The sequence below is a fragment of the Cedecea colo genome (genome assembly GCF_011808225.1).
Classification (GTDB): Bacteria; Pseudomonadota; Gammaproteobacteria; order Enterobacterales; family Enterobacteriaceae; genus Dryocola; species Dryocola colo.
Genome location: NZ_SOYS01000005.1, coordinates 179287 through 205796, shown reverse-complemented (window position 1 = coordinate 205796; position 26510 = coordinate 179287). Strand labels below are relative to the sequence as shown.

At 53.6% G+C, this 26510-nt stretch carries 24 protein-coding genes; 8 read left to right on the top strand and 16 right to left on the bottom strand.

All coding sequences use genetic code 11. The features are described 5' to 3' along the window. Positions 1–53: 53 nt before the first annotated feature. Positions 54–365 (top strand): MGMT family protein, encoded by a 312-nt coding sequence (locus tag E2L00_RS12990; RefSeq protein WP_167612193.1) that lies wholly within the window; start codon positions 54–56, stop codon positions 363–365. Between the two features lie 172 nt (positions 366–537). Here E2L00_RS12990 and E2L00_RS12985 read toward each other — a convergent pair whose 3' ends face one another. Beyond that, entirely contained in the window at positions 538–1107 is a 570-nt protein-coding gene (locus E2L00_RS12985; RefSeq protein ID WP_167612190.1) for a YbaY family lipoprotein, read from the bottom strand. A 216-nt stretch (positions 1108–1323) separates the two neighbouring features. On the opposite strand from E2L00_RS12985, the gene tesB reads away from it, so the two are divergent. Next, complete coding sequence (gene tesB, locus E2L00_RS12980) at positions 1324–2184, top strand: acyl-CoA thioesterase II (RefSeq protein WP_167612187.1); 861 nt, start codon at positions 1324–1326, stop codon at positions 2182–2184. Between the two features lie 154 nt (positions 2185–2338). Here tesB and amtB read toward each other — a convergent pair whose 3' ends face one another. The 5 genes from amtB to E2L00_RS12955 form a co-directional block, all read right to left on the bottom strand. Beyond that, positions 2339–3625: an ammonium transporter AmtB gene (amtB, locus tag E2L00_RS12975; RefSeq protein WP_167612184.1), complete on the bottom strand. Its 1287-nt coding sequence runs from the start codon at positions 3623–3625 to the stop codon at positions 2339–2341. 29 nt (positions 3626–3654) lie between these two features. Continuing rightward, the gene (glnK, locus tag E2L00_RS12970; RefSeq protein ID WP_002891893.1) at positions 3655–3993 is read right to left on the bottom strand and encodes a P-II family nitrogen regulator; all 339 of its coding nucleotides are present in this window, start codon (positions 3991–3993) and stop codon (positions 3655–3657) included. Between the two features lie 265 nt (positions 3994–4258). Further along, positions 4259–6037: a SmdB family multidrug efflux ABC transporter permease/ATP-binding protein gene (locus E2L00_RS12965; protein WP_167612181.1), complete on the bottom strand. Its 1779-nt coding sequence runs from the start codon at positions 6035–6037 to the stop codon at positions 4259–4261. Further along, a complete protein-coding gene (locus E2L00_RS12960) occupies positions 6030–7805 on the bottom strand; it encodes a SmdA family multidrug ABC transporter permease/ATP-binding protein (protein WP_167612178.1) in 1776 nt (591 codons plus the stop codon). Before E2L00_RS12960 ends, E2L00_RS12965 begins: the two co-directional genes overlap by 8 nt. A gap of 76 nt (positions 7806–7881) precedes the next feature. Continuing rightward, positions 7882–8343 (bottom strand): Lrp/AsnC family transcriptional regulator, encoded by a 462-nt coding sequence (locus E2L00_RS12955; RefSeq protein ID WP_167612175.1) that lies wholly within the window; start codon positions 8341–8343, stop codon positions 7882–7884. A gap of 115 nt (positions 8344–8458) precedes the next feature. Between E2L00_RS12955 and E2L00_RS12950 the strand changes: the two genes are divergently transcribed. Then, positions 8459–9505 (top strand): PLP-dependent cysteine synthase family protein, encoded by a 1047-nt coding sequence (locus E2L00_RS12950; protein WP_167612172.1) that lies wholly within the window; start codon positions 8459–8461, stop codon positions 9503–9505. Between the two features lie 43 nt (positions 9506–9548). On the opposite strand, the gene cof is transcribed toward E2L00_RS12950, so the two are convergent. Beyond that, on the bottom strand, positions 9549–10370 hold the full coding sequence (gene cof, locus E2L00_RS12945; RefSeq protein ID WP_167612169.1) for an HMP-PP phosphatase: 822 nt from the start codon (positions 10368–10370) through the stop codon (positions 9549–9551). A 101-nt stretch (positions 10371–10471) separates the two neighbouring features. Here cof and E2L00_RS12940 point away from each other — a divergent pair, with 101 nt between their 5' ends. Continuing rightward, positions 10472–12175, top strand: coding sequence for an SgrR family transcriptional regulator (locus E2L00_RS12940; RefSeq protein ID WP_167612380.1), 1704 nt, complete (start codon positions 10472–10474; stop codon positions 12173–12175). Between the two features lie 73 nt (positions 12176–12248). Continuing rightward, positions 12249–12944 (top strand): 7-cyano-7-deazaguanine synthase QueC, encoded by a 696-nt coding sequence (gene queC / locus E2L00_RS12935; RefSeq protein ID WP_167612166.1) that lies wholly within the window; start codon positions 12249–12251, stop codon positions 12942–12944. A 38-nt stretch (positions 12945–12982) separates the two neighbouring features. On the opposite strand, the gene E2L00_RS12930 is transcribed toward queC, so the two are convergent. The 8 genes from E2L00_RS12930 to tig all read right to left on the bottom strand — a co-directional run bounded on the left by E2L00_RS12930 (position 12983) and on the right by tig (position 22938). Further along, positions 12983–13381 (bottom strand): YbgC/FadM family acyl-CoA thioesterase, encoded by a 399-nt coding sequence (locus E2L00_RS12930; RefSeq protein ID WP_167612163.1) that lies wholly within the window; start codon positions 13379–13381, stop codon positions 12983–12985. A gap of 117 nt (positions 13382–13498) precedes the next feature. Continuing rightward, the gene (locus E2L00_RS12925) at positions 13499–13885 is read right to left on the bottom strand and encodes a ComEA family DNA-binding protein (protein ID WP_167612160.1); all 387 of its coding nucleotides are present in this window, start codon (positions 13883–13885) and stop codon (positions 13499–13501) included. 150 nt (positions 13886–14035) lie between these two features. Then, a complete protein-coding gene (gene ppiD / locus E2L00_RS12920) occupies positions 14036–15910 on the bottom strand; it encodes a peptidylprolyl isomerase (RefSeq protein ID WP_167612157.1) in 1875 nt (624 codons plus the stop codon). A gap of 286 nt (positions 15911–16196) precedes the next feature. Then, a complete protein-coding gene (hupB, locus tag E2L00_RS12915; protein ID WP_008454620.1) occupies positions 16197–16469 on the bottom strand; it encodes a nucleoid-associated protein HU-beta in 273 nt (90 codons plus the stop codon). 209 nt (positions 16470–16678) lie between these two features. After that, the gene (gene lon, locus E2L00_RS12910) at positions 16679–19033 is read right to left on the bottom strand and encodes an endopeptidase La (protein ID WP_167612154.1); all 2355 of its coding nucleotides are present in this window, start codon (positions 19031–19033) and stop codon (positions 16679–16681) included. 257 nt (positions 19034–19290) lie between these two features. Continuing rightward, positions 19291–20565 (bottom strand): ATP-dependent protease ATP-binding subunit ClpX, encoded by a 1275-nt coding sequence (gene clpX, locus E2L00_RS12905; protein WP_167612151.1) that lies wholly within the window; start codon positions 20563–20565, stop codon positions 19291–19293. A gap of 134 nt (positions 20566–20699) precedes the next feature. Further along, on the bottom strand, positions 20700–21323 hold the full coding sequence (gene clpP, locus E2L00_RS12900) for an ATP-dependent Clp endopeptidase proteolytic subunit ClpP (protein WP_167612148.1): 624 nt from the start codon (positions 21321–21323) through the stop codon (positions 20700–20702). A 316-nt stretch (positions 21324–21639) separates the two neighbouring features. Next, positions 21640–22938 (bottom strand): trigger factor, encoded by a 1299-nt coding sequence (tig, locus tag E2L00_RS12895; protein ID WP_167612145.1) that lies wholly within the window; start codon positions 22936–22938, stop codon positions 21640–21642. A 325-nt stretch (positions 22939–23263) separates the two neighbouring features. On the opposite strand from tig, the gene E2L00_RS12890 reads away from it, so the two are divergent. Further along, on the top strand, positions 23264–23491 hold the full coding sequence (locus tag E2L00_RS12890; RefSeq protein ID WP_167612143.1) for a hypothetical protein: 228 nt from the start codon (positions 23264–23266) through the stop codon (positions 23489–23491). On the opposite strand, the gene bolA is transcribed toward E2L00_RS12890, so the two are convergent. Next, positions 23456–23773, bottom strand: a complete 318-nt coding sequence (bolA, locus tag E2L00_RS12885) for a transcriptional regulator BolA (RefSeq protein ID WP_167612140.1) — start codon at positions 23771–23773, stop codon at positions 23456–23458. The two genes, E2L00_RS12890 and bolA, sit on opposite strands and share 36 nt — an antisense overlap. A gap of 304 nt (positions 23774–24077) precedes the next feature. Here bolA and E2L00_RS12880 point away from each other — a divergent pair, with 304 nt between their 5' ends. Next, complete coding sequence (locus E2L00_RS12880; RefSeq protein WP_167612138.1) at positions 24078–24656, top strand: lipoprotein; 579 nt, start codon at positions 24078–24080, stop codon at positions 24654–24656. Between the two features lie 49 nt (positions 24657–24705). Next, complete coding sequence (ampG, locus tag E2L00_RS12875; protein WP_167612135.1) at positions 24706–26193, top strand: muropeptide MFS transporter AmpG; 1488 nt, start codon at positions 24706–24708, stop codon at positions 26191–26193. Positions 26194–26510 lie beyond the last annotated feature (317 nt).

Sequence of the window (26510 nt, the reverse complement as noted above, 5' to 3'; positions counted from 1 at the left end):
CTCCGGGTACAGCGACCCCTTATGCTTAGCAATGCCGTTTTGAGGGTCAAACTATGGATAATCACGATTCTTTCCCACAACGGGTTTACCAGATTATTGCCGCTATCCCGCAAGGCCATGTCACGACCTATGGGGATATTGCTTTGCTTGCGGGCTCGCCGCGTGCGGCGCGTCAGGTTGGCGGCGTGCTTAAGCGCTTGCCGGAAGGCAGCAAGCTACCCTGGCATCGCGTGGTTAATCGTCACGGGGTCATTTCTCTTAAAGGGCCTGATTTACAACGTCAACGTGAAGCGCTGTTGTCCGAGGGGATTATGGTTTCCGGGGATGGGCATATTGATATGCAGCGCTACCGCTGGCACTACTAAAAAGCGCCTCCTGTGAGGCGCTTCATATTAATGGCAAACGCCGAAAAACGCGGTTTTCGGGCGTTTGGGATAAACCAGAAGACGACATCCTTTGTTTTTATCCGTCCGCATTAACGTCTTTAAAACGACAGCTTATTAAGAATATTTAGCGCCTCCTGTGAGGCGCTTCATATCAGAACGTGGTCGGTGCGGGAATCGCAGATGAAGGGTTCACCTGCGTCGGCGACGTCGACGGCACGGTGGTTACCGCTCCACCGCCCGGCTGTACCGGTACCGCAGTTTGTTGAACCGGAACCAGTGTCAGATCCGCTTTTGTGCCACCCTGATTGATTACCGGTTTCACCGTATCGGTAATAAACATCAATTTATCATTTACCGTGATCGCAGCACTCAGAATAATGCGTGCGTTAGGCTGGATATCTGCCGGGTTGAACGGCAGTACAAAGCTGAACGGTGACTGCTTACCTTCGGTGCGGGCCACCTTCTGCGCCAGAACTCTGGACGGGGCATCAGCAAGCGAAGCATCAGACAAGGTTACGGTCAACACCGCGTCCGGCGGTAGCGCAATACGCTGGCGAATCCAGGCCGTACCGGTTACAGATGGCTGTGCAATTGCCGGTTGAGCCGTAGCCCCCGACGTAGACGCGGCTGGCGCTGGCGTTGGAATGTCTGCAGATTTCTGCGCGCATCCCGCAAGCGTTACCGCGACGGCTAAACCACTTAACATATGCACAAGTTTCATTGATTTGTTCTCCTTATTATCAATGCACCGGTGGGCGCTGTGTCCCACAAGTAATGTGTGGTTAAAACACGTTTATCACGCTAAGTGTGGCACATGTCACTGAATTTTGCCTGGAGCGGCCTTTGCTATCAGGTCGGGCCAGTGCTCGATTGATGTTGATAACATGTTATAATCAGGCGACTAACGCGCGGATTACCGCTTTATCGAGGATGTTCTATGAGTCAGGCGCTCAGCAATTTATTGGCTTTACTCAATCTGGAAAAGATTGAAGAAGGTTTGTTTCGGGGCCAGAGCGAGGACTTAGGTTTACGCCAGGTATTCGGAGGGCAGGTGGTGGGGCAGGCGCTATATGCCGCCAAAGAAACCGTCCCGGCAGAACGCCTGGTGCACTCCTTCCACAGCTATTTCCTGCGTCCCGGCGATAGCCTGAAACCTATCGTTTACGACGTTGAAACGCTGCGCGACGGCAAAAGTTTTAGCGCTCGCCGCGTCGCCGCCGTACAGAACGGCAAACCTATTTTCTACATGACCGCCTCTTTCCAGGCGCCAGAATCGGGCTTTGAGCATCAAAAAACCATGCCGCAGGCCCCTTCGCCTGATGGGCTGATGTCAGAAACGGATATTGCGCGTTCTTTCGAAAAATTCCTCCCGCCGCAGGTAAAAGAAAAATTCCTGTGCGAAAAGCCGCTGGAGATTCGTCCGGTTGAGTTTCACAACCCGCTCAAAGGGCATCAGGCAGAGCCAGCCCGCCAGACGTGGCTGCGAGCCAATGGCAAAATGCCGGACGACCTGCGGGTGCATCAATATCTGCTGGGCTACGCTTCAGATTTTAACTTCCTGCCAACCGCCCTCCAGCCGCACGGTATCGGCTTCCTGGAGCCGGGCATGCAGGTTGCGACAATCGACCATTCTATGTGGTTCCACCGTCCGTTTGACATGAACGAATGGCTGCTTTACAGCGTGGAAAGCACGTCAGCATCAAGCGCGCGTGGTTTTGTGCGCGGTGAGTTTTATAACCAGGATGGCTTGCTGGTTGCTTCGACGGTGCAGGAAGGGGTAATGCGTCAGCGGGGATAGTATTGACCCTCACCCCGGACCTCTCCCTGAACGGGAGAGGGCGGAAAAGAACACAATCTGTTCCGTGCCCTTCCCTCTTTGGGCAGAAGGACAAGAGACCACAATTTATTCCCTCGCCCCTTTGGGGAGAGGGTCAGGGCGAGGGGAGAAATCGTTAAGCGTTGTAAGCGTTCTCGCCATGGCTATTCACATCCAGCCCTTCGCGTTCCTGCTCTTCTGGTACACGCAGCCCAACTGTCAGGTCAGCGATTTTAAAGCCGATAAAGGCCACTACGCCGGACCATACGATGGTCACGCCAATGCTTTCCAGCTGGACCAGAAGCTGATGGCCCATGGTCACGCCTTCTGCATAGCCAACGCCACCCAGTGAAGCCGCAGCAAAGATGCCCGTCATAATGCAGCCAACGATGCCGCAAACGCCATGCACGCCGAATACATCACAAGGGTCATCAACACGCAGCCATTTCTTCAGCAATGTCACGCCCCACAAACCAGCCAGGCCCGCAGCGATACCGATAATCAGCGCGCCGCCGACACCAACATAACCACAAGCCGGGGTGATCCCTACCAGACCTGCAATTGCCCCGGAACAGGCGCCCAGCAGCGAAGGTTTACCCCGCAGCGTCCACTCGCCAAAGATCCAACCCAGTACCGCAGCCGCCGTTGCGACAACCGTATTCACGAAGGCCAGCGCGGCGATTTCGTTAGCGGAGCTTGCAGAGCCGGCGTTGAAGCCGAACCAGCCAAAATAGAGGATTGCCGTGCCCATAAAGACCATTGGCAGGTTATGCGGTTTGAACGCTTCTTTGCCGTAGCCTACGCGTTTGCCGACCAGATAAGCGCCCACCAGGCCTGCTACAGCGGCGTTAATATGCACAACCGTGCCGCCTGCGAAGTCCATCGCACCGTGTGTCCCCAGCAGACCGCCGCCCCAGACCATGTGCGCAATCGGCACGTAGGAAAGCGTCAGCCAGACCAGCACGAAGATCAGCACGGCGGAGAATTTAATACGTTCGGCCAGCGCCCCCACAATCAGCCCTACGGTGATACAGGCAAACGACCCCTGGAACGCGACGTGAATATACTGATAGAAAGAACCCATCAGCGCGGTTAACTGAATATTCCTGAGCATCACCCAGTCGAAGTTGCCAAAGAAGTTGCCGCCCGTACCAAAAGCCAGCGTATAGCCGTAAACCACCCACAGCACACAAACTAGCGCAAAGGTCACCGAAACCTGCGTTAGCATCGACAGCACGTTTTTGGAGCGAATCAGCCCGCCGTAGAACAGCGCAAGCCCAGGGATTGTCATAAACAGCACCAACGCGGTGCAAATCATCATAAAGGCGTTATCTGCTTTATCGGCAACGGCCGGCGCGGCCAGGGCCAGCGACGGCGCAAGTGCCAGGGCGACAACGCCTGATACGGAGGCTAATCTCTTCATTTTTTTGTCCCTTTCACGATTGGGGAGGCTTACAGCGCAGCTTCGTCGGCTTCGCCGGTACGAATACGAATGACACGTTGCAGTTCGGCAACAAAAATTTTGCCGTCACCAATTTTGCCGGTGTAGGCCGCTTTGCTAATGACATCAATCACTTCATCAAGCTGGTCATCGGCAATGGCGACGTCAATTTTCACTTTGGGCAGGAAATTGACGCTGTATTCCGCCCCGCGATACAACTCTGCATGACCTTTCTGACGACCAAAGCCTTTAACTTCGGTTACGGTCAATCCCTGAATGCCGATAGAAGACAACGCTTCGCGAACGTCTTCGAGTTTGAACGGTTTGATTACCACGGTAACCAGCTTCATAGCTTCCCCTCCGGTAAGACAATGGGTAATTGCACAGCTTCACGATGGAGATAAAGCAAGCCCCGTGCCAGAAATGAAAACTATGCTTTTTACAGCGTTTTAATCAGCGTTGTCGGGAGATTTTTCAGCAGGGAAAAGGGTGACGGAAATACAGATTGTTCCTGGAAAGGAAAAACGCACTATGCTGGTGCACGGTGCGTTTCAATATTGCACCAACGAAGATTTACATTGGCGCTGTGCAAATTTACTGCCTGATACTGGTGCATCAGGCGATTAATGATTCCTCGCGCGTGGCGGCCGCCAGCTCTTCGCCAGCCAGTTGCAACTGATACATCTGCCAGTAGCGCCCTTCTGAGGCCAGCAGTTCGCTGTGCGTACCCCGCTCAACCGCCTGACCGCGATGCAGCACCAGAATGGTGTCCGCGTCGGTGATGGTCGATAAACGGTGGGCAATTACTACAAGCGTTGTACGTTCGCGAATGGCTGCCAGCGCCTGCTGAATAGCCTGCTCGGTGCCGGAGTCGATATTCGCGGTCGCCTCATCCAGAATGAGGATTTGCGGCGCATCAACCAGCACACGCGCCAGCGCCAGGAGCTGTTTTTGCCCGACGGACAAATTGTTGCCCTGCTCGCCCAGGCGGGTGTGAATGCCCTCAGCCATGGCACGAGCGAGATCCGCCAGCTGCACCGTTTCCAGCGCCTGCCAGACGGCCGCCTCGCTGATATCGCGCCCCAGAGTTACGTTGGCAAAGAACGAGTCCGCCAGCACCACCGGGTCCTGTTGCACCATGGCAACGCCCCGGCGCAGGGTATCGTGGCTGAGCGTATTTAACGGGCGGCCATCAAGTCGAATTTCACCGCTGGTAAGCGGGTAATAGCCCATCAGCAGGCCAGCCAGCGTGCTTTTGCCGCTGCCCGTATGCCCCACCAACGCCACAAAGCTGCGCGAGGGTACATCCAGATCAATGTCCTGCAGCACCAGACGGTCGCCACGGTAGGCAAAAGAAACGTTGTCCACGGTGATATTGCCGCTTTCCAGCGGGCGGGTATCGCTGCCGTAATCCTGGCGTTTGCCATCCATCAGCTCGAAGACACGCTCCCCGGCCACTACCGCCTGTTGCAGCATCGACTGCTGCGTGGTCAGTTCGATAAGCGGTTCGTTAAGGCGGCCAAGATAGTTGATGAAGGCGTACAGCACGCCCACTTCAATCGTGCCTACCGAGGTGAAACCGAACAGCATCAGTAATCCGCAAAGCACCAGCGCAGAGAACAGGCTGAGCAACGGCCGCAGCAGAAAACCGTCCAGCCGCAGGGTTTGCATACGCGCCAGATAGTGCGAACGGCTCGCCGCCCCCATACGTTCGCCAAATCGCGCCTGCTGGCGGAACTGCTGGATAACGCCCATGCCGTTGATGACTTCATTGAAGCCATCGTTGATATCCGCCAGATAGCTGCGCACCCGGCGCACAATCGGCGTGCTGTAGCGCTGATAAATCACCATCACAATCAGGACGGCCGGGAAGATAGTGACGGCGACCAGCGCCATACGCCAGTCGAGACTGAACATCGCCACCAGCATCGCGCCAATTAACGCCGCACTGCGCAATACGGTAGCGACGACGGTGACATAGAGATCGCGAATCACTTCCGTATCGTTGGTAACGCGGGAAATCAACTGCCCCACGGGCTGCGTATCAAACGCGCTCAACGGCTGACGAAGCGCCGCATCCATCACGTCGGTACGAAGCTTTTGCACCACGCCTACGGCTGCCTGGTTGAACAGCAATGCCTGCCAGTAATGCAACCCCGCAGCCATAATGGAAAGCAACAGGTAAGCCGTGGCAAGACCGGCCACCAGCGCAACCGGCAAGCGATTTTGCGACACCATGTTATCGATGAAATAGCTCACCAGAACCGGGCCGGTGACCTCCGCTGCCGCCGCAATCCACAGCATCACCACGGCGCCCGCCAGCGGTTTGCGCCACGGCGAACCGTAGGCCAGCAGGCGTTTTATCGTCGGCCACTGCTTGTGTAACTTACGCATTGGCGTCCTCCGTATCGACCGCTTCCGGTGCATCGTCCAGCGCAGCTTCCAGTTGCTGGTAGCGGTACATGTCGCGATACCATCCGGGCTGTGAAACCAGCACCTCGTGGTTACCCCGCTGGGCCACGTGCCCATGCTGCATGACCAGAATCTCGCTCGCTTCGGTCAGGGCCGACAGGCGGTGCGCGCTGATAATCACCGTGCGGTTCTCTCCCCACTGACGCAGGTTGTGGAGGATTTGATGTTCGGTACGCCCGTCCACCGCCGAAAGCGCATCGTCGAGAATTAGGATTTCCGCATCCAGCAAAAGCGCGCGGGCGATGGAAATACGCTGTTTCTGCCCGCCGGACAGCATCACGCCGCGTTCGCCCACCTCGGTTTCGTAACCCTGCGGCAGACGCAAAATATCTTCATGGACGCTTGCAAGACGCGCGACATGTTCAATTTCCTGCTGCGTGGCGTCCGGTTTACCCAGCGCGATGTTGCTCGCCACGGTGTCGGAGAATAAGAACGGCGTCTGGTTCACTACCGCCAGGCGGCTGCGCCAGGTATCCAGCTGCATTTGCACCAGCGGGATATCGTGGAAGCGGATATCGCCCTGGTCGATATCAAAATGGCGCTGGAGAAGGGATAAAATGGTGCTTTTCCCCGCGCCGGTAGGACCGCATAGCCCAAGCATGCCGCCGGGCCTAAGCGTAAACGTCACGTTCTCAAGCGTTGGCTGCGCGGTTTGCGGATAGTAAAAAGCGCGAATATTTGCCTGCACGATACCGCGCCCGTTCGGCGCTTCTTTCTCGCCATCGGTTACCGAGGGAGCTTCTTCCAGCATGCTGCGAATACGGCTGTAGGCGGCGCTGCCGCGCTCGACGATATTGAACATCCATGCCAGCGCCAGCATCGGCCAAATCATCAGCCCCAGATACATGACGAAGCTTGTGAGCTGCCCGAGCGTTAACGTGCCCTGCATCACCATCCAGCTCCCGCCGCCTACCGCCAGCAAGTTCGCCGTGCCGATGGCAATATAAATGGTTGGGTCGAAACGGGCGTCAACGCGCGCCACGCGCATATTCTTCGCTCCGGCATCCTGCGCTTCGGAGGCAAACAACGCCGACTGACGATCCTCCAGGCCAAAAGCTTTGATCATACGGATGCTGGTTAAGCTTTCCTGAGTACGATCGTTAAGCGTTGAGAACGCGGCCTGCGCGAGCTTAAAACGCTGGTGCAGCTGGTCGCCATAACGTTTGATAACCAACGCCATCACCGGCATAGGAAGCAGCGCCAGCAGCGTTAATTCCCAGCTAATCTGAGTCGACATGACAATCAATACCGCGCAGCCCATTACCAGCGAGTCCACCAGCGTCAGCACGCCTTCGCCTGCTGCAAATACTACGCGGTCTACGTCATTCGTGGCTCGCGCCATTAAGTCGCCGGTACGATGACGCAGGTAAAATTCGGGATGCTGGCGGCTGAGCTGACGGTAGTAGTCTTCGCGCAATTCGACCGCAAGCTGGTAAGACGCGCCAAACAGCAACACGCGCCACACGTAGCGCAGCGCATAAACCACGACGGCAATTACAATCATCACGCCAAGCCACATCAGCACCTGCTGTCCTGACAGGCGATGTTCAGTGACGCCGTCCACAATGACGCCCACCAGTTTTGGCGGCACGAGTTGCAGAATAGCGATGATGATAAGCAAGGCCACCGCCCCGAGATAGCGGCGCCATTCTCGGGTGAAGTACCAGCTTAATTGAGCAAATAATCGCACGCGGTTTTATTCCTGGTTTGCAGTCTGTCGAAGCGGGCTTTAAAGTCGTGCCGGTAAGCGTTAAAACGCAGCGTTGTTAAACGCTTATCGGCAAGGCTGTCGTGTATTTTATCTGTTCCATGGCAAAACTCGAAGTCACATCGGCCAGGCCTGGGATACCGTTGACCAGGCGTTTATAAAAATCGTCGTAACGCTTCATATCCGCCACCTGCACACGCATCAGGTAATCATATTCCCCAGCCATTCGCCAGAAGCCAAGCACTTCGGGCATCTCTTCCACTACGCTCACAAATTTGCAGTACCACTCGCTGCTGTGCTGCTGGGTTTTTATCAACACAAAAGCCGTGAGGCCTAGGCCAAGTTTTTCAGGGTCCAGCAAGGCGACTTTCGCGCGTACAACACCGTCATCTTCGAGTTTTTTCAGGCGCTTCCAGCAGGGCGTGGTGGTCAGGTTAACGGCATCCGCCAGCACCTGCAAAGAGAGGGTACAGTCTTCCTGCAGCAAAGATAGTAGCTTACGGTCAATTTTATCTAACATAACGCCTTCCTGGAGAAAAGTTTTCTCTAAGGAAAGCGTTACGAAGGGAAAATGGCAACTTTTTTATCCTTCTTTTGCTTTACGCTAAGCACAAATAGACAAACGGATCCCGATCATGACCAGCAGCTGGGTAAACCGCGCCATTAGCGAAATTAACGCCGATTACCAACGTTCGGCAGACACGCATCTTATCCGCCTCGCCTTGCCTGGTTTTCCCGGTATTCAACTGTATCTGAAAGATGAAAGCACCCACCCAACGGGCAGCCTGAAGCACCGTCTGGCACGGTCGCTGTTTCTCTACGGTCTGTGCAATGGCTGGATTAAAGAAGGCACCACGATTATCGAGGCCTCGTCTGGTTCAACTGCCGTCTCTGAGGCCTACTTTGCCCGCCTGCTGGGTTTACCTTTTATTGCCGTCATGCCTGGCCGTACTGCGAAACGTAAAGTCGAGCAGATCGAGTTTTATGGCGGCCGCTGCCATTTTGTAGACAGCGCCTGCGAAATCTACGCCGCCTCCGAGATGCTGGCGCGCGAGCTGAACGGCCACTATATGGACCAGTTCACCTACGCCGAACGCGCTACCGACTGGCGCGGTAATAACAATATTGCCGACAGCATCTTCCGTCAGATGGAACATGAGCCGCATCCGGTGCCGGACTATATCGTGGCGAGCGCCGGTACGGGCGGCACTTCAGCAACGATTGGCCGCTACCTACGCTATCAGGGGCATCCGACCCGGCTTCTGGTGGTCGATCCGCAGAATTCTGTTTTTCTCGACTACTGGCATCAGCGTGATTGCGGCCTGAGCAGCAAAGCAGGCAGTAAAATCGAAGGCATTGGCCGTCCGCGCTGCGAACCTTCGTTTATCCCGGACGTTATCGATGAAATGATGCGTGTACCGGACGCGGCAAGCGTCGCCGCCATGCAGTGGCTGGAATCGATGCTGGGCCGCAAAGTGGGCGCATCAACCGGGACAAATATGTGGGGCGCGCTACAGATGGCGGTTCGTATGCGTACCGAAGGCCGTAAGGGGTCGATTGTGACGCTGCTTTGCGACAGCGGCGAGCGCTATCTGGAAACCTACTACAACGCGGAGTGGGTGAAGGCGAATATCGGTGATTTGCAGCCGTGGCGCGCGAAAATTCAGGACTTACTGAAATAAAAAAGAGGCCGGGTATCAAGCCCGGCCTGCTGAAAATGCCTTGTTATTCGGGGGAATAAGTAAGGTTTGGTGTATCCAGCCAATGAGTTAAATAATGTGAAACCGCCTGTTTACTGCAGTGACCAATAACCGGCAGGTGAGGTAAATCCGCTTTTAACTGGGCCATCGCGTTGCCCATAATCAAACCGTGACCGACGGACGAGAGCATTTCCCGGTCGTTCATCGCATCGCCAAACGCCATGCAATCCTTCATCGTCAGGCCAAGGTGCTGGCTCAGAATGCCCAGCGCCGAGCCTTTGTTGCATCCCACCGGCAATACTTCCAGGCAATCTACCGCCGAGAAACAGAGAAATGCGCTATCGCCCAGGGCTTCGCTAAGCTGAATTTTAAGCCGGCTGAGATCGTCGTGATCGCCGCAGAAACAGATCTTAGTCACTTCGTCTTTGGGCAGGCTCTTCAGATCTGTCAGACGATATTTGAAGCCGCTGTAGACGTGAGCGTGAAGCAGCTCCGGGATTTCGTATTGCGTCATCCAGCCCGCGTCGTTGAAAACGTGCATGCTGGCCTGCGTGTCCCAGTGGTCCTGAATAACGACTTCTGCCGCCGCCGGGGTGAGATCCTGCCGATGCAGCAGATCTCCTTCCATACTGTGAATGCGTGTTCCGTTGCCGGTAATAAGGAAAGCGTCCAGATCGAGCATTCCTAAAACATGGCGCATTTCGAGCACGTGGCGGCCAGTGGCAAAAGCGAGCGTGATTTGACGCTCTTCACGCAGGCGCTTAAGCGTACGCAGCGTTTCATCACCAAGACAATGGTCAGGCAACAGCAGCGTGCCATCCATATCAAATGCAGCCAGACGTGCCATGAATACTCCCGGTTGTGACCTCTCGAACATGTCCTGCAGTATTGCCTGGCATATACGGAACTAATAGTGAATACTTCGAAAAAATTGTTCCGGGTTTAATGATGCGTTTGTTGAATCGGCTTAATCAGTACCAGAGATTGTGGCAACCTTCAGCGGGCGAACCCGTTCAGGCAACCGTGGCTGAACTTGCTGCCCGCTGCTTTTGCAGCGAGCGCCACGTTCGCACCCTGCTGAATCAGCTGGAAGAGGCAGGCTGGTTAACATGGCGCGCGCGGTCGGGACGAGGCAAGCGTGGCGAGCTGACTTTTTTAGTGACGCCGGACAGCGTGCGCTCAGGAATGATGGAAGAGGTATTGCACAAAGGGCAGCATCAAAACGCGCTGGAGCTCGCGCAAATTGCCCCCGAACAGCTTCGTTACCTGCTGCAACCTTTTCTCGGCGGGCAATGGCAAAACGATACGCCAACCCTGCGCATCCCCTACTATCGCCCACTTGAGCCATTACAACCGGGCTTCCTGCCGGGACGGGCTGAACAACATCTTGCCGGGCATATTTTTTCCGGCTTGACGCGCTTTGTGGCAAACAGCGCGCTGCCCCAGCCCGATCTCGCTCACCACTGGCAGGTTTCTGACGATGGCCTGAGCTGGCACTTCTTTATCCGCTCAACCCTGCACTGGCATAATGGCGAAGCGGTGGAAACCGCGCAGTTACAGCAGCGTCTGCTGATGCTGTTAGCGCTCCCCGCGATGTGCCGCCTGTTTGTGAGCGTAAAAACTATCGAACAACCGCATGCCCGGTGCCTGCGCTTTGTATTGCATCGCCCCGATTACTGGCTACCCTGGCGGCTGGCGAGCTATTGCAGCCGTCTTGCCCACCCTGAAGATACACAGCTTGGCTGCGGAGCATTCCGTATCGCCAGCTATAAAGCAAACCTGGTGCGTATTGAAAGCCACGAAAGCTATCACCTGAACCACCCTTTACTGAAAGCCGTCGAATACTGGATAACCCCCCAACTTTTTGACGCGGCGCTTGGCACCAGTTGCCGCCACCCGGTGCAAATCGCCATCGGGCAGCAGGATGAACTTGTTCATCTACGGCCGGTGAAAAACAGTATTAGCCTGGGTTTTTGCTATCTGGCTATCAGGCAAAATAGAACCCTGTCGTCCGATCAGGCCCGTACGTTGATGCAGATCGTGCGACGCCATGAAGTTGTCGGCACGTTACCGGTAGAAGAGTCGTTAATCACGCCAAGCACAGAGATGATCCCCGGCTGGACGATGCCGCAATGGGAGGATCGGGCGGCGGTGAAACTGCCCCGCCGGTTGACGCTAATTTATCATCTGCCGATGGAACTCCATGCGATGGCTCAGCAGCTAAAGCGATATCTCGCCACGCTCGGCTGCGAACTGAGGCTGATATTCCATGACGCAAAAACCTGGGCTGACTGCGAGGCGCTTGCCGAGGCAGATATCGTTATGGGCGACAGGCTGATTGGCGAAGCGCCGGAGTATACGCTCGAGCAGTGGCTGCGCAGCGACATTCTCTGGTCGCATGTATTAACCGCTAGCCAGTATGCGCATTTGCAGGCCACGCTTGATACGGTGCAGGCTCATCCCGATGACACCGAACGCTATGCTGGTTTACAGGCTGTGTTCAGCTCGCTGATGCACGATGCCATCGTCACGCCATTGTTTAACTATCGCTACCAGGTCAGCGCCCCGCCGGGGGTTAACGGCATCGAACTTAACGCCTGGGGCTGGTTCGATTTTACTCAGGCCTGGCTGCCGCCGCCGTCGATGGCATGAAGAAGCTGGGCAGCCGCACGCGGGAGCGTTACCATATCGTCCGTAAAATTACTTTTGGATTACAGGATTACTCATGAAACGTGCGGTCGTCGTCTTCAGCGGTGGGCAAGATTCCACCACCTGCCTGATTCAGGCTTTACACCAGTATGATGAAGTACACTGTGTGACGTTTGATTATGGCCAGCGCCATCGTGCTGAGATCGACGTTGCGCGTGAACTCGCGCTGAAGCTGGGTGCCCGCGCCCATAAAGTGCTGGATGTTACGGTGCTGAATGAACTGGCCGTCAGCAGCCTGACTCGCGATAGCATCCCGGTGCCGGATTACGATCCAGCAGAAAACGGCATTCCAGACACTTTCGTTCCAGGCCGTAACATCCTGTTTCTGACCTTCACGGCTATTTATGCCTGGCAGGTTGAAGCCGAAGCCGTTATTACCGGCGTTTGCGAAACTGACTTCTCAGGCTACCCGGACTGCCGGGACGAATTCGTAAAAGCGCTAAATCACGCGGTAAGCCTGGGCATGGCGCGTGACATCCGGTTTGAAACGCCGCTGATGTGGCTTGATAAAGCAGAAACCTGGGCGCTGGCGGACTACTGGCAGCAGCTTGATCTGGTGCGCAGCCAGACCCTCACCTGCTACAACGGCATTCAGGGCGACGGCTGCGGAAAGTGCGCCGCCTGCAACCTGCGCGCCAACGGTCTCAACCGCTATCTGACCGACAAAGCTGCGGTGATGGCCGCAATGAAGCAGAAAACTGGCCTTAAATAAGTCAGACTCAGGGCGTGGCAGGAGCCACGCCCTGCGCTTCACTCCATCATCTGCTCCAGCTTCTCGCGCAGCTCACCCTCAATTGGCACCGCTTTTTGGGTCCTCAGATCTATACAAACAAAAGTCAGCAGTGCATCCGCCACGGCCTGCCCTTCCGGCTCAAGCGTAACGTCCTGGCTTAATATGCCGCTCTTGCCGTTTAACTGTTGCAGTTTGCTGGTGATACGCAGCACATCGCCAAGTACCGCTGGCCGCCGGTAGCTGATGTTGATATTCACGACGATGAAAGCGATGTTGTGTTCCGTCATCCACTGAAAGCCGGTAGTATTTTCCAGCCCTTCCCAGCGGGCTTCTTCAAGGAACTCCAGATAGCGCGCATTATTCACGTGCTGGTAAACATCCATGTGATAACCACGAACTTTGATTTGTGTCTGCATAGCGCGATGACCTTTTAATTTTAGTTAGCAGATAAGACTCAGGCCGCACCAACTGGTACGACCTGTCAATTAGCGTAGCAACATTTTCTGACTACGCGAGCCGATGCGCACTATCCATCAAAGTTTGATGCGCGCGCGGTTACGTTCCACCAGCGCGCTGCCAATCCCCGGCACCTCCTGCAGTTGATCCAGTTCTTTAAACGGCCCGTACTCTTCACGATAGCTCACGATAGCCTGGGCTTTTTTCAGCCCAACCCCATTAATGACCTGAGCTATTACTTCGGCGCTTGCCGTGTTGATACTCACCACACCGTCGCCGGCGTCCGTCGTTTTCGCGTCGATAGTTTTGGGCGTGGACGCTTTGGCTGCGTTACTTTCAGCCGTAGCGGCTGTCTGCGTGGTGGCAACGTTTTTTGCGGTTGTGGGAACCGCATAAGCCGGTGAACAGGCGCCTGCACCGATAAGCGTTAAGATAAGATAAAAAACTTTTATTCCTGACTTCATGCTGTTTCCTCCTTGTGTGTTTAGCAGCCAGGCCACCTTACCGACGAGAGAAAACGTAAACAAATGCCAAAGTTAAAATATGGAAAAGGCCGCGAAAGCGGCCTTTGGTTATTGCACTACGTTGCAACGGAATGCGAGAAACGCTGAGAATTATTGCTGCTGGTCGACAATATCACCCGTTTTGATCTTCGCTTCTTTACGCAGATTGGTCATCAACGCTTCGAAGGCGATCTGGGCGTTGTTCTGGGTAATACCCTGCACCATCGCTTTTTTCTGTTCCGCAGGCATGGTGCCGGCTTTTACTTCATCCAGGGCTAACAGCACCACGTTGCCCTGCATGTCGTTGGCCACGCCGTAACCCGGCTTGTCTTTAGCAGGCAATGGTAGCGTGAAGGCCGCCTGGCTTACCGGATCCTGACCCGTACGGGTCAGCGTTTTGGCGGCACCAAAGCTTAACCCTGCGGCTTGCATCGCCGCGTCACCTTTGCCCTGCTTCAGTTCAGTAAGGAGCTTGTCCGCCTGCAGTTTTGCCTGCTGTTCGGCTTTGCGATGTTTAACCTGAGCGCTAACCTGCTCGCGCACTTCAGCCAAAGGCTTAACGGCTTCTGCTTTGTGCTCTGACACGCGCAGAACAAATGCACGGTCGCCGTCAACGGTGATGATGTCAGAGTTGCTTCCCGGCGCGCCGTTTTCACCTACCAGACCACCATTGAAAATAGCGTCTGAAACAGGTTTGAAGTTTAGCTCTGCTGGCAGGTTATCGTGACCAAACCAGCCCGTCTCAACGGCCTTAACGCCCGCAACCTGTTCGGCACCCGCAAGGGATTCGTTATCGTTGCTTGCCGCATCGCTTACTTTCTGTTGCAGCGCATAGTAAGCGTCCAGGGCTTTATCCTGTTTTACTTTGGCAGCAATCGCGTCGTGCACTTCAGCCAGCGGTTTGGTTTGCGCTGGCTGAACATCATCAAGGCGAACCACAAGGAAACCAACGGAGGATTTGATAACGCCAGACAACTGGCCTTTTTCTTTCAGACCGGCGTTTTTCAATTCATCAGGCGTTGTGCCCGGCTCCAGCCAGCCCATATCGCCACCGTTACGGGCAGAAATGATGTCGGCTGACTTCTCTTTCGCCAGCGCCGCGAAGTCGCCACCTTTGTTCAGCTCTTCCAGAACAGCTTTGGCTTCCGCTTCAGTTTTAGTCTGAATCACGCTGTAGCGGTTACGCTGTGGCTGGGTGAATTCATCCTGATGCTGGTCGTAATAAGACTGAATATCCGCGTCCGTTGCCGTCTCCGGCATTGAGGCAGCGTCAAGCTTGATATAGCTGACTTTGAACTGCTCGGGCGCTACGTAGCTGTTTTTGTTCTGCTCATAGCTGCTGGTGATTTCCTGCTCGGAAACGTCCTGCTTCGCTGCCAGCGCATTCACATCGATGGTGGCTTCACGTACCAGGCGTTCCTGAGCCACCAGCGCGGCCAGCTCGTCGGTTTCGCCAGTGAGCATAAAGTCTGTACCCACAACGGCGCTAATAAGCTGCTGTGTGGTCAGCTGGTTACGCAGCGCCTGCGCGTACTGATCCGCCGTCATGCCCATATTGCTGATGATGGCTTTATAGCGGGCATTGTCGAATTTACCGTTGTTCTGGAATGCCGGCTCTTTAAAAATGGCCTGTTTGATCTGTTCGTCGCTGATGCCCAGACCAAGGTGTTTAGCGTACTGGTCCATCAGGGCTTCATCGATCATACGAGACAGCACCTGCTGGCGCATCTGCTTCATATAGCCTTCGCTGGAAGCAAGCGCTGAGAACTGTTCACCTAACTGCTGTTGCTGGCGATTACGTTCGCTGGCTACCGCATTTTCGAACTGCCCACGACCAATCTCCTGGTCATTCACTTTTGCAGCGTAATTGGCGCTGCCGCCAATCAGGTAATTACCCACGCCGGTCAAAATGAAAGACACGATAATCAAACCCAGAATGATCTTGAGCACGACGTGGTTTGCCGCCGCGCGTAAATTGTCCATCATGGTGTAACAACACTCCGCTGTAGTGTGATTGGTAAACCCTGCGCAGCCGTCATGGCATCCTTGCGAACGCTCGTTACTCGCCACTGCGCGCAAGAGGGTATTGTGACAAGAAACCCGCCCCAAATCATCAAGCTTGCGAAAAATTAGGACGCCAGAAACAAAAAAGGCACATCTGTTGATGCGCCCCTGACAAAGCTTTACGGCTCTGGCTGCCATCCTTCAAGTTACAGAGATCTTGGCTGTAATTCGAAATCCAACGGCCAGAAGGTATTAACTGGTCGAAAACTCAGTTAACCGCGTCTTTCAGCGCTTTACCCGCACGGAATCCTGGGACTTTCGCTGCAGCGATAGTGATTTCTTTACCGGTCTGAGGATTGCGGCCTGTACGAGCAGCACGCTCTTTAACAGCAAAAGTACCAAAGCCAACCAGTGCCACGTCTTCCCCGGACTGCAGAGATTCAGTAACAGAAGCGATCACAGCATCTAACGCACGTCCAGCCGCGGCTTTAGAAATATCAGCACCTGCGGCAATTTTGTCTATCAGTTGAGATTTATTCACTCTTCTCTTCCTCTCGTTATTATTTATATCGTACCCGTTTCCTTCAAAGCACGACCGCGCAGCAGTTATATCAGGCCTGTCATAGCCACACAACATTCGTTATTGGTAACTTACCTGGCCGCTGTCTAACTTAGCGATACAAAAAAAAGCTGGCAAGTGACAATTCACCTGCCAGCGTCGATTTTATTGACTGTATTTGCGGCAGGTCACTATTTTGCGGTTACAACCTGCATTCCGTAAGGCTCATTTTGCAATGCAAGCGCCAGAACTTCCTCGATACGTTTTACCGGGTGAATATCCAGATCGGCAATGACGTTGTCCGGAATCTCTTCCAGATCGCGTTTGTTTTCATCCGGAATCAGCACGGTTTTAATACCGCCCCGGTGAGCTGCCAGCAGTTTTTCTTTCAAACCGCCGATCGGCAGAACCTGGCCACGCAGCGTAATTTCACCCGTCATTGCCACGTCCGCACGTACCGGGTTACCTGTCAGACAGGAAACCAGCGCGGTACACATGGCGATACCTGCACTTGGGCCATCTTTTGGCGTTGCGCCTTCCGGCACGTGAACGTGAATATCACGTTTTTCGTAGAAGTCGCCGTTGATACCCAATTTTTCTGCACGAGCGCGAACAACGGTCAACGCCGCCTGAATAGATTCCTGCATTACCTCACCTAACGAACCGGTGTAGGTCAGCTTGCCTTTACCCGGCACGCACGCGGTTTCGATAGTCAGCAGATCGCCGCCCACTTCCGTCCACGCCAGGCCTGTGACCTGCCCTACGCGGTTTTCGCTGTCCGCACGACCGTAATCAAAGCGCTGAACCCCGAGGAAATCCTTCAGGTTGGCATCGTTGATAGTGATGTGCTTGAGCGTTTTATCCAGCAGCAGCTGCTTCACCGCTTTGCGACACAGTTTGGAGATTTCGCGCTCCAGGCTACGTACGCCGGCTTCACGAGTGTAGTAACGGATAATGCCGGTGATGGCGCTATCTTCTACCGTCAGCTCGTTTTTTTTCAGGGCGTTACGTTCAATCTGCTTAGGCAGCAGGTGCTGCTTCGCAATGTTCAGCTTCTCGTCTTCGGTATAGCCGGACAGACGAATAACTTCCATACGATCCAGCAGCGGAGCCGGAATGTTCATGGAGTTGGATGTCGCCACAAACATCACGTCGCTAAGATCGTAGTCAACTTCAAGGTAGTGATCGTTAAAGGCGACGTTCTGTTCTGGATCAAGAACTTCCAGCAGAGCGGACGCCGGATCGCCACGCATATCCGAAGACATTTTATCGATCTCATCAAGCAGGAACAGCGGGTTTTTAACGCCCACTTTCGCCATTTTCTGGATCAGCTTGCCCGGCATCGAACCAATGTAGGTACGACGGTGGCCGCGAATTTCAGCTTCATCACGCACGCCGCCCAGCGCCATACGGATATATTTACGTCCTGTCGCTCGCGCAATGGACTGGCCCAGAGAGGTTTTACCCACGCCAGGAGGCCCAACCAGGCACAGGATTGGCCCTTTGAGCTTGTTAACGCGGCTTTGCACTGCGAGGTATTCCAGGATGCGATCTTTCACGCGTTCCAGACCGTAATGGTCAGTATCCAGAACTTCCTGAGCCTGACGCAGATCTTTTTTCACCTTGCTGCGCGCGTTCCACGGCACCTGCACCATCCAGTCGATATAACCACGTACCACGGTTGCTTCCGCAGACATTGGCGACATCATTTTCAGTTTTTGCAGTTCCGCTTCGGTTTTCTCACGCGCCTCTTTCGGCATTTTCGCCGCGTCGATTTTGCGTTTCAGCGCTTCGTTTTCGTCCGGCGCGTCGTCCATTTCGCCCAGTTCTTTCTGAATCGCTTTCATTTGCTCATTCAGATAGTACTCGCGCTGGCTCTTTTCCATCTGCTTTTTAACGCGGTTGCGAATGCGTTTTTCAACCTGCAGCAGATCGATTTCTGATTCCATCATCGCCATCAGATATTCAAGACGTTCGTTAATATCGGACATCTCAAGCACGGACTGTTTATCCGTTAATTTCAACGGCATATGTGCGGCGATAGTGTCGGCCAGACGTGCAGGATCGTCGATGCTGTTAAGCGATGTCAGCACTTCTGGCGGGATTTTTTTGTTCAGCTTGATGTAGCCTTCAAACTGATTAATGGCCGTGCGGACCAGAACTTCCTGCTCGCGCTCTTCAATAACCGGCGAGTCGAGGTATTCGGCCTGGGCTGCGAAATGTTCGCCATTGTCAGACAACCTGGTAATGCGCGCACGCTGTAAACCTTCTACCAGCACTTTTACCGTACCGTCTGGCAGTTTCAGCATCTGCAAAATAGAGGCAACGGTGCCCACCGAGAACAGGTCATTCACACCCGGCTCATCCGTTGAGGCCTCTTTTTGCGCCACCAGCATGATTTTTTTATCGTGGTCCATGGCTGCTTCCAGGCAGCGAATGGATTTTTCACGCCCGACAAACAATGGAATAACCATGTGCGGATAAACCACCACATCGCGCAATGGCAATACGGGGATTTCAATGCGTTCAGAACGCTCAGGATTCATAGAGCTCTCTCTTAGTTTAATTTCCGCCAGGTGATGGGGCAATGTCCTCTGTTTATACCTTAGATCATTCGAGTTGCAGGCGCGTGGACATAGCCGACGCGCCTGCAGCTTGAAGAATGACGGGTATCATGGCATCACCAACAAGTAAGTCAGTATATGGGGATGTTTCCCGAGCATTCAATGCCGGAAATACAGGAAAAATAAAAGGGGGATAAAAATCCCCCTTTTCACACTAACCGACTGGTTATTTTGGCGAATTATTCACCGGATGCCTGTTGTGCTTCCGGCTTACCGTAAATTAATAGCGGCTTGGTCTGGCCGTCGATCACCGCCTCGTCGATAACCACTTTTTCGACATCTTCCATGGAAGGAAGGTCGTACATGGTGTCGAGCAGCGCGCCTTCAACGATAGAACGTAGGCCACGAGCGCCGGTTTTACGCGCCATCGCTTTCTTAGCGATAGCATCCAGCGCTTCGTCGCGGAACTCCAGCTCCACGCCTTCCAGATTGAACAACGCCTGATACTGCTTGGTCAGCGCGTTTTTCGGTTCTTTCAGGATCTGGATCAGGGCTTCTTCGCTCAACTCGCTCAGCGTGGCAACGACCGGCAAACGGCCGATAAATTCTGGAATCAGACCAAATTTGATCAGATCTTCCGGTTCTACCTGGCCGAGCAGCTGGCCTTCGCTCGCTTTCTCAGACTTGCCTTTTACCGTTGCGCCAAAGCCAATGCCTGAACCGGTTTCAACGCGATTAGCGATCACTTTGTCGAGGCCTGCAAACGCGCCGCCGCAGATAAACAGAATTTTGGAGGTATCAACCTGCAGGAATTCTTGCTGCGGATGCTTACGGCCACCCTGCGGTGGAACCGCGGCCACGGTGCCTTCAATCAGCTTCAGCAACGCCTGCTGTACGCCTTCACCGGAAACATCGCGGGTGATGGACGGGTTATCAGATTTGCGGGAGATTTTGTCAATCTCATCGATATACACGATACCGCGCTGCGCTTTTTGCACATCGTAGTCGCATTTCTGCAGCAGTTTCTGGATGATGTTTTCTACATCTTCACCCACATAGCCCGCTTCAGTAAGCGTGGTGGCATCGGCCATGGTGAAAGGCACATCCAGCAAACGCGCCAGGGTTTCAGCCAGCAGCGTTTTCCCGCTACCCGTCGGCCCGATGAGCAGAATGTTACTTTTACCCAGCTCGATACCGTTGGTGCTGTCGCCGTTACGCAGACGTTTGTAGTGGTTATATACCGCCACCGCCAGGACCTTTTTCGCCTGTTCCTGACCGATGACGTAGTCATCAAGATGGTGACGAATTTCATGCGGCGTCGGCAGCGCGCTACGCTCGCGGTGCGGCGCTACTTCTTTGATCTCTTCGCGAATAATGTCGTTACATAAGTCGACACACTCATCGCAGATATACACTGACGGCCCGGCAATCAGTTTGCGCACTTCATGCTGGCTTTTGCCGCAAAAAGAGCAGTACAGAAGTTTGCCTGAACCGTCTTTGCGCTTATCTGTCATAAAGTCAAAACCTCTTTTCTGTTTCTTTGCACCGTTCAGAACGACGCAGGTGCCATTATTGCGGCACAGCCAATCGTAAGCGTGAAGCCGGGCCACTACTTTTACTATAGTATATGGCCCACTGTTTTCGGGCGTTAGTTACGGTGAGTCAGGATTGAATCAACTAAGCCATACTCTACCGCTTCGCTGGCAGCGAGGAAACGGTCACGCTCGGTGTCTCTTTCTATTTCTTCAAGAGATTTACCGGTGTGTTGCGCCATGAGTTCGTTCATCCGGGCTTTAACTTTCAGGATTTCACGGGCGTGGATTTCGATATCCGTCGCCTGCCCCTGATAGCCGCCCAGCGGTTGGTGAATCATCACCCGCGAGTTAGGCAGGCAGAAACGCTTGCCTTTCGCCCCGGCAGTCAGCAGGAAAGCGCCCATAGAGCAAGCTTGTCCCATACAGATAGTGCTGACGTCCGGCTTAATAAATTGCATGGTGTCGTAGATAGACATACCTGCCGTAATTACGCCACCCGGTGAGTTAATGTAGAGATAGATGTCTTTTTCCGGGTTTTCTGCTTCCAGAAACAGCATCTGCGCTACAATCAGGTTAGCCATATGATCTTCGACCTGTCCGGTCATGAAGATGACACGTTCCTTGAGCAGACGGGAATAAATATCGTATGAACGCTCACCACGCGATGTCTGTTCAACAACCATCGGCACCAGGGCCATATGGGGTGCTAATTGATCTCGTTCGCCACTGTATGACATTTCCGTCTCCTGGAGTAATTAAGCCTTCTAACCTACTGTACTGATTCTACTTGAGACGCGAAAAGAAGACTATGCTCCTTGCGCCCGTTGCCGGTCATGGACGGATTATCAGTCAGGGTCGTATTTTGGAGCTATACCCTACTTTATGGGGATGGCTTCGCCCTGTTACAAGCATAACAACCTTTTCTTGATACGCTAACCCTGAAAGATCGTATTATTCGTCGCAAAGATGCCATCCGCAGGATAAAAAAAGCCCGCCACTGTGGGTGACGGGCTTGATGCAGCAATCTTTTGGCAATAATGCCAAAAATTACGCTTACGCCTGTTGGTTCATCAGCTCGCTGAAGGAGGTTGCTTTTTCAGAAACGTTCGCTTTTGCCAGCAGCGCTTCAACAGCTTGTTCTTCCAGAGCAACATTACGCATGTTGTCCATCAGCTCTTTGTTCTTGCTGTAGAACTCGATAACTTCTTTCGGATCTTCGTAGGCAGAAGCCATCTCTTCGATCAGACCGTTAACGCGGGCTTCGTCAGCTTTCAGCTCGTGGGTACGAATGACTTCGCCCAGCAGCAGGCCAACAACGACACGGCGTTTAGCTTGCTCTTCGAACAGCTCGCGCGGCAGCTCCAGAGCCTGTTGCTCGTTGCCACCGAAACGCTGTGCAGCCTGGCGACGCAGAACGTCGATTTCGCCGTCGATAAGCGCAGCCGGCACGTCGATGTTGTTTGCGTTAACCAGACCGTCGATTGCCTGAGACTTGATGCGGTTACGCACTGCGCCTTTCAGCTCGCGATCCATGTTCTTACGCACTTCGGTACGCAGACCCGCTACAGAACCATCTTCAACGCCGAAACGTTTGATGAATTCTTCAGTAAATTCTGGCAGTTCACGCTCTTCAACTTTCTTCAGAACGATATCGAACTTAGCCGCTTTACCCTTCAGGTTTTCAGCGTGGTAATCTTCCGGGAAGGTCACTTCGATTGTGAATTCTTCGCCAGCTTTATGGCCAACAACGCCATCTTCAAAGCCTGGGATCATACGACCCTGGCCCATTGCCAGTACGAAGTCAGACGCTTTGCCGCCTTCGAACACTTCGCCGTCTACGGAGCCGGTGAAATCAATGGTGACGCGATCTTCTGCCGTTGCAGCGGCGTCAGAGTCTTTCCAGGTTGCCTGCTGCTTACGCAGCGTGTCCAACATGGTGTCAACGTCTTCGTCAGTCACTTCAACAACTGGTTTTTCAACTTCGATGGCTTCCAGACCCTGCAGCTCAACTTCCGGGTACACTTCAAACTCTACGGAGTAGGTGAAGTCTTCGCCCAGTTTGTATTCGCCCGGCACGTAATTAGGCGCGCCTGCTGGATTGATTTTTTCTTTGATGATCGCATCAATGAAGTTGCGGCTCATCAGCTCGCCCAGCACGTCCTGGCGAACAGAAGCGCCGTAACGTTGAGCGACAACGGTCATCGGTACTTTACCCTTGCGGAAGCCGTCAATACGAACTTTCTTTGCCACGTTGACCAGCTCGCTTTTTACAGCGGTTTCGATGCTGTCTGCAGCGATAGTAATCGTGAGACGGCGGCCAAGGCCCTGAGTGGTTTCAACTGAAACTTGCATCTTGTTACCTCAAAAAATCACAGTGCTCGGTCAACTCTGGAAGCCCTGAATATTGCTTCACAGAACCGGGATGCCTTCTGTAGCAGAATCACATTCCCTGTCGTCAGAATCGTCCCGAAGACATTCCGAAAAATAAGACGCAGCATTATAGCGGCATCACCAGAGTGAGTCGAGAACGGCGACATAACGTCGCTGCGGCCTTTTTCACATTTTGTGGGAATTTATTGTCAAAACCCTGCAAAAAAGCTGGGTATTTAAGACAAAACAAAACGGCCCGCAGGCCGTTTGACTGATGACTTACCTCATGCTGATAAGGTTCTGAAAGATGTCACCTGAAAAATCAAAAGGAAAATCACTTCATGATTTTCGGCAATTCAATCACAAAGAAGGAAAAATCACGCTTGTTTCTTCTTTGTCAGCAATTGCAAACGGCCCGCAGGCCGTTTTGAGAAACACAGTTAACAGGGAGCAACATAAAGGAAAAGTTCCTTCAGTTGCAAACCCGAAAAGGTTATTTTCAGGCGATGGAGCCCGCTCCGCGACATGGCGGTGAGGCGAAAATGGTGTCCTGCAACCCTTCCCATTCTTTAATCGTGTAGGTATGTAAAGCCAGAGCATGTACGTGACTTGCAAGCTCTTCACTTAAGGTTCCGTAGATCAGACGATGGCGATTCAAAAAACGTTCACCGGTAAAGCGATCGCTGACTAACACAACCTTAAAGTGGCTTTCAGAACCAGCCGGGACATTGTGACGATAGCTTTCATCCACGACTTCCAGGAATACGGGTTCGAACGCTGCCCTTAGTTTTGTTTCTATTTGCTCGCGTATCATCATGAACTTTCTCCTCAACTACGCCCGGATGCCACTCATCCCTTTAAATCTTAGCCGCTTTTAACCGTTTTAATAACGTAATTCCAACAATTATTTAGCTTTCGTCCGATTTCCTTTACCAACCCTCTGTAGCTTAATGCTATTAAGGCACTATTCAGTACAAAAGCGGTCTGATAGCTTTATTAGCGCTCATTAAAAGCGCAACGCGATGAAATTCCGTGCGTTAAGCACTTCCACTGGGCAACCGCAGTGTTATGATGACGTGTTTTTTTCTGCCTGCCCCTTTGAGTACATTGAGATAGCGAACATGTTAAAAAAATTATTCTTTCCGCTGGTCGCCGTTTTTATGCTGGCCAGCTGTGCAACACCGCCGACTACTATTGAAGTATCACCAACCATCAACCTGCCACAGCAGGATCCAAGCCTGATGGGCGTGACGGTCAGCATCAACGGCGCCGATCAACGCACCGACCAGGCGCTGGCTAAAGTCACGCGCGATAACCAGCTGGTTACGCTGACTCCTTCCCGCGATCTGCGCTTCCTCCTGCAAGAAGTGCTGGAAAAACAGATGACCGCTCGCGGTTACATGATTGGTCCGAGCAGCCCGGTTGCTTTACAGATAGTCGTTAACCAGCTGTATGCGGACGTTTCCCAGGGCAACGTGCGCTACAATATTGCCACCAAAGCGGATATTTCGATTATCGCTACCGCTCAGAACGGCAATAAGATGACGAAGAGCTACCGTTCCAGCTACAACGTAGAAGGGGCGTTCCAGGCCACCAATAAAAATATCGCCAACGCGGTTAACTCCGTGCTGACCGATACCATTGCAGAAATGGCCCAGGACACCAGCGTTCACGAGTTTATTAAGCAGAACGCACGTTAATCTATCCTCCGTCAGCCCGCGTCATGCGGGCTGATAGACAGAGCAAAGCATGCCCAATCAGTATTTACGTATCTTTCAGCAGCCGAAAACAGCCATACTTCTGATTCTTGGTTTTGCCTCAGGGCTTCCTCTCGCATTAACTTCCGGCACGCTGCAGGCCTGGATGACGGTCGAAAATATCGATCTGAAAACCATCGGCTTCTTCTCGCTTGTCGGCCAGGCCTACGTCTTTAAGTTCCTCTGGTCGCCGGTGATGGACAGGTACACGCCGCCGTTATTGGGTCGCCGTCGTGGCTGGCTGCTGATTACGCAAATTCTGCTTTTGATTTCTGTTGCCGCCATGGGCTTTCTGGAGCCGGGTACGCAGCTTCGCTGGATGGCGGCGCTGGCGGTCATTATCGCTTTTTGCTCCGCCTCGCAGGACATCGTATTCGACGCCTGGAAAACGGATGTGCTCTCAGCCGAAGAGCGCGGCACGGGGGCGGCAATCAGCGTGCTTGGCTATCGTCTGGCGATGTTGGTTTCCGGCGGGCTGGCGCTCTGGCTGGCTGACCGTTACCTGGGCTGGCAGGCCACCTACTGGCTGATGGCCGCGCTGCTGCTGCCCTGCATCGTCGCTACCCTGCTTGCGCCGGAACCTACGGATGCCATTCCCGTCCCTCGCAGTCTTGAACAAGCGGTAGCCGCCCCGCTACGCGACTTTTTCGGCCGCAATAACGCCTGGCTAATCCTGCTGCTGATTGTGATGTACAAGCTTGGCGACGCTTTCGCCATGAGCCTGACCACCACTTTTCTGATTCGCGGTGTCGGTTTTGATGCCGGTGAAGTCGGGGTAGTGAATAAAAGCCTGGGGTTGTTCGCAACCATTCTCGGGGCGCTTTACGGCGGCGTGCTGATGCAGCGTCTGAGCCTGTTTCGCGCCCTGCTCGTTTTCGGCATTTTACAGGGGGTATCCAATGCCGGTTACTGGATGCTCTCCGTCACCGATAAGCATATGTTCAGCATGGCCGCCGCCGTCTTTTTTGAAAATCTGTGCGGCGGGATGGGGACGGCGGCTTTTGTCGCGTTGCTGATGACGCTGTGTAATAAATCCTTCTCCGCCACGCAGTTTGCTCTGCTTTCAGCGTTATCCGCCGTTGGCCGTGTTTACGTCGGGCCTATTGCTGGTTGGTTTGTTGAAGCTCACGGCTGGCCGACATTTTATCTGTTCTCGGTTATCGCCGCGGTGCCGGGTATTCTTCTGCTGCTGGTTTGCAAAAATACGCTGGAATACACCCAGCAGAACGAGAGTTTCATGCCGCGCCGTCAGTTTGCTGCGGCTTATCGTTTAGCGCTGCGTATCCTGAGCATGGGCTGTGTACTGCTTGGCGCATGGCTGCTGGTTGTCATTGTTAATGCGCTGGGATTAACCCGCTGGACGTTCGACTTATACCTGCTGGAGTGGGGCGCGCTGCTGGCCATTGGCGGCATACTGTTTGGCGGGCTGCTGGACTTTCTGGCGCTGCGCCGTTTGCCGCACCCGGCTCAGCCTCAATAATGCGTGAAAAGCTTGCTGCCCAGGAAATATATCTCCGCAACCCAGCGGCGGCTAATTGCACGCTTAAACAAAGCCTGCTAACTCAATAGATTAGCAATAAATAATTAATCCCCGTGCGTTATTTTATGCGGCATAGCGCCGCTGCCGGGCGGAAGCTAAAAAATTTATTTATCAAAAGTAAAGGCAGATTTTTTTAATTAATTTGTGCGTTATAAATTTAAAGCGGGCATTAAACGATTCAGCCCGGTGCGAAATTATTTATTGTTATAATTGATCGTCAAATGATGTTTATTTGTTAACTAATTGTTCCTTAAATT

What these genes read in the sequence shown, in the direction of transcription:
- E2L00_RS12990 (WP_167612193.1), top strand. Translation starts at nt 54, where the DNA reads ATGGATAATCACGATTCTTTCCCACAACGGGTTTACCAGATTATTGCC.
- E2L00_RS12985 (WP_167612190.1), bottom strand. Translation starts at nt 1,107, where the DNA reads ATGAAACTTGTGCATATGTTAAGTGGTTTAGCCGTCGCGGTAACGCTT.
- tesB (WP_167612187.1), top strand. Translation starts at nt 1,324, where the DNA reads ATGAGTCAGGCGCTCAGCAATTTATTGGCTTTACTCAATCTGGAAAAG.
- amtB (WP_167612184.1), bottom strand. Translation starts at nt 3,625, where the DNA reads ATGAAGAGATTAGCCTCCGTATCAGGCGTTGTCGCCCTGGCACTTGCG.
- glnK (WP_002891893.1), bottom strand. Translation starts at nt 3,993, where the DNA reads ATGAAGCTGGTTACCGTGGTAATCAAACCGTTCAAACTCGAAGACGTT.
- E2L00_RS12965 (WP_167612181.1), bottom strand. Translation starts at nt 6,037, where the DNA reads ATGCGTAAGTTACACAAGCAGTGGCCGACGATAAAACGCCTGCTGGCC.
- E2L00_RS12955 (WP_167612175.1), bottom strand. Translation starts at nt 8,343, where the DNA reads ATGTTAGATAAAATTGACCGTAAGCTACTATCTTTGCTGCAGGAAGAC.
- E2L00_RS12950 (WP_167612172.1), top strand. Translation starts at nt 8,459, where the DNA reads ATGACCAGCAGCTGGGTAAACCGCGCCATTAGCGAAATTAACGCCGAT.
- cof (WP_167612169.1), bottom strand. Translation starts at nt 10,370, where the DNA reads ATGGCACGTCTGGCTGCATTTGATATGGATGGCACGCTGCTGTTGCCT.
- E2L00_RS12940 (WP_167612380.1), top strand. Translation starts at nt 10,472, where the DNA reads ATGCGTTTGTTGAATCGGCTTAATCAGTACCAGAGATTGTGGCAACCT.
- queC (WP_167612166.1), top strand. Translation starts at nt 12,249, where the DNA reads ATGAAACGTGCGGTCGTCGTCTTCAGCGGTGGGCAAGATTCCACCACC.
- E2L00_RS12930 (WP_167612163.1), bottom strand. Translation starts at nt 13,381, where the DNA reads ATGCAGACACAAATCAAAGTTCGTGGTTATCACATGGATGTTTACCAG.
- E2L00_RS12925 (WP_167612160.1), bottom strand. Translation starts at nt 13,885, where the DNA reads ATGAAGTCAGGAATAAAAGTTTTTTATCTTATCTTAACGCTTATCGGT.
- ppiD (WP_167612157.1), bottom strand. Translation starts at nt 15,910, where the DNA reads ATGATGGACAATTTACGCGCGGCGGCAAACCACGTCGTGCTCAAGATC.
- lon (WP_167612154.1), bottom strand. Translation starts at nt 19,033, where the DNA reads ATGAATCCTGAGCGTTCTGAACGCATTGAAATCCCCGTATTGCCATTG.
- clpX (WP_167612151.1), bottom strand. Translation starts at nt 20,565, where the DNA reads ATGACAGATAAGCGCAAAGACGGTTCAGGCAAACTTCTGTACTGCTCT.
- clpP (WP_167612148.1), bottom strand. Translation starts at nt 21,323, where the DNA reads ATGTCATACAGTGGCGAACGAGATCAATTAGCACCCCATATGGCCCTG.
- tig (WP_167612145.1), bottom strand. Translation starts at nt 22,938, where the DNA reads ATGCAAGTTTCAGTTGAAACCACTCAGGGCCTTGGCCGCCGTCTCACG.
- E2L00_RS12890 (WP_167612143.1), top strand. Translation starts at nt 23,264, where the DNA reads ATGTCACCTGAAAAATCAAAAGGAAAATCACTTCATGATTTTCGGCAA.
- bolA (WP_167612140.1), bottom strand. Translation starts at nt 23,773, where the DNA reads ATGATGATACGCGAGCAAATAGAAACAAAACTAAGGGCAGCGTTCGAA.
- E2L00_RS12880 (WP_167612138.1), top strand. Translation starts at nt 24,078, where the DNA reads ATGTTAAAAAAATTATTCTTTCCGCTGGTCGCCGTTTTTATGCTGGCC.
- ampG (WP_167612135.1), top strand. Translation starts at nt 24,706, where the DNA reads ATGCCCAATCAGTATTTACGTATCTTTCAGCAGCCGAAAACAGCCATA.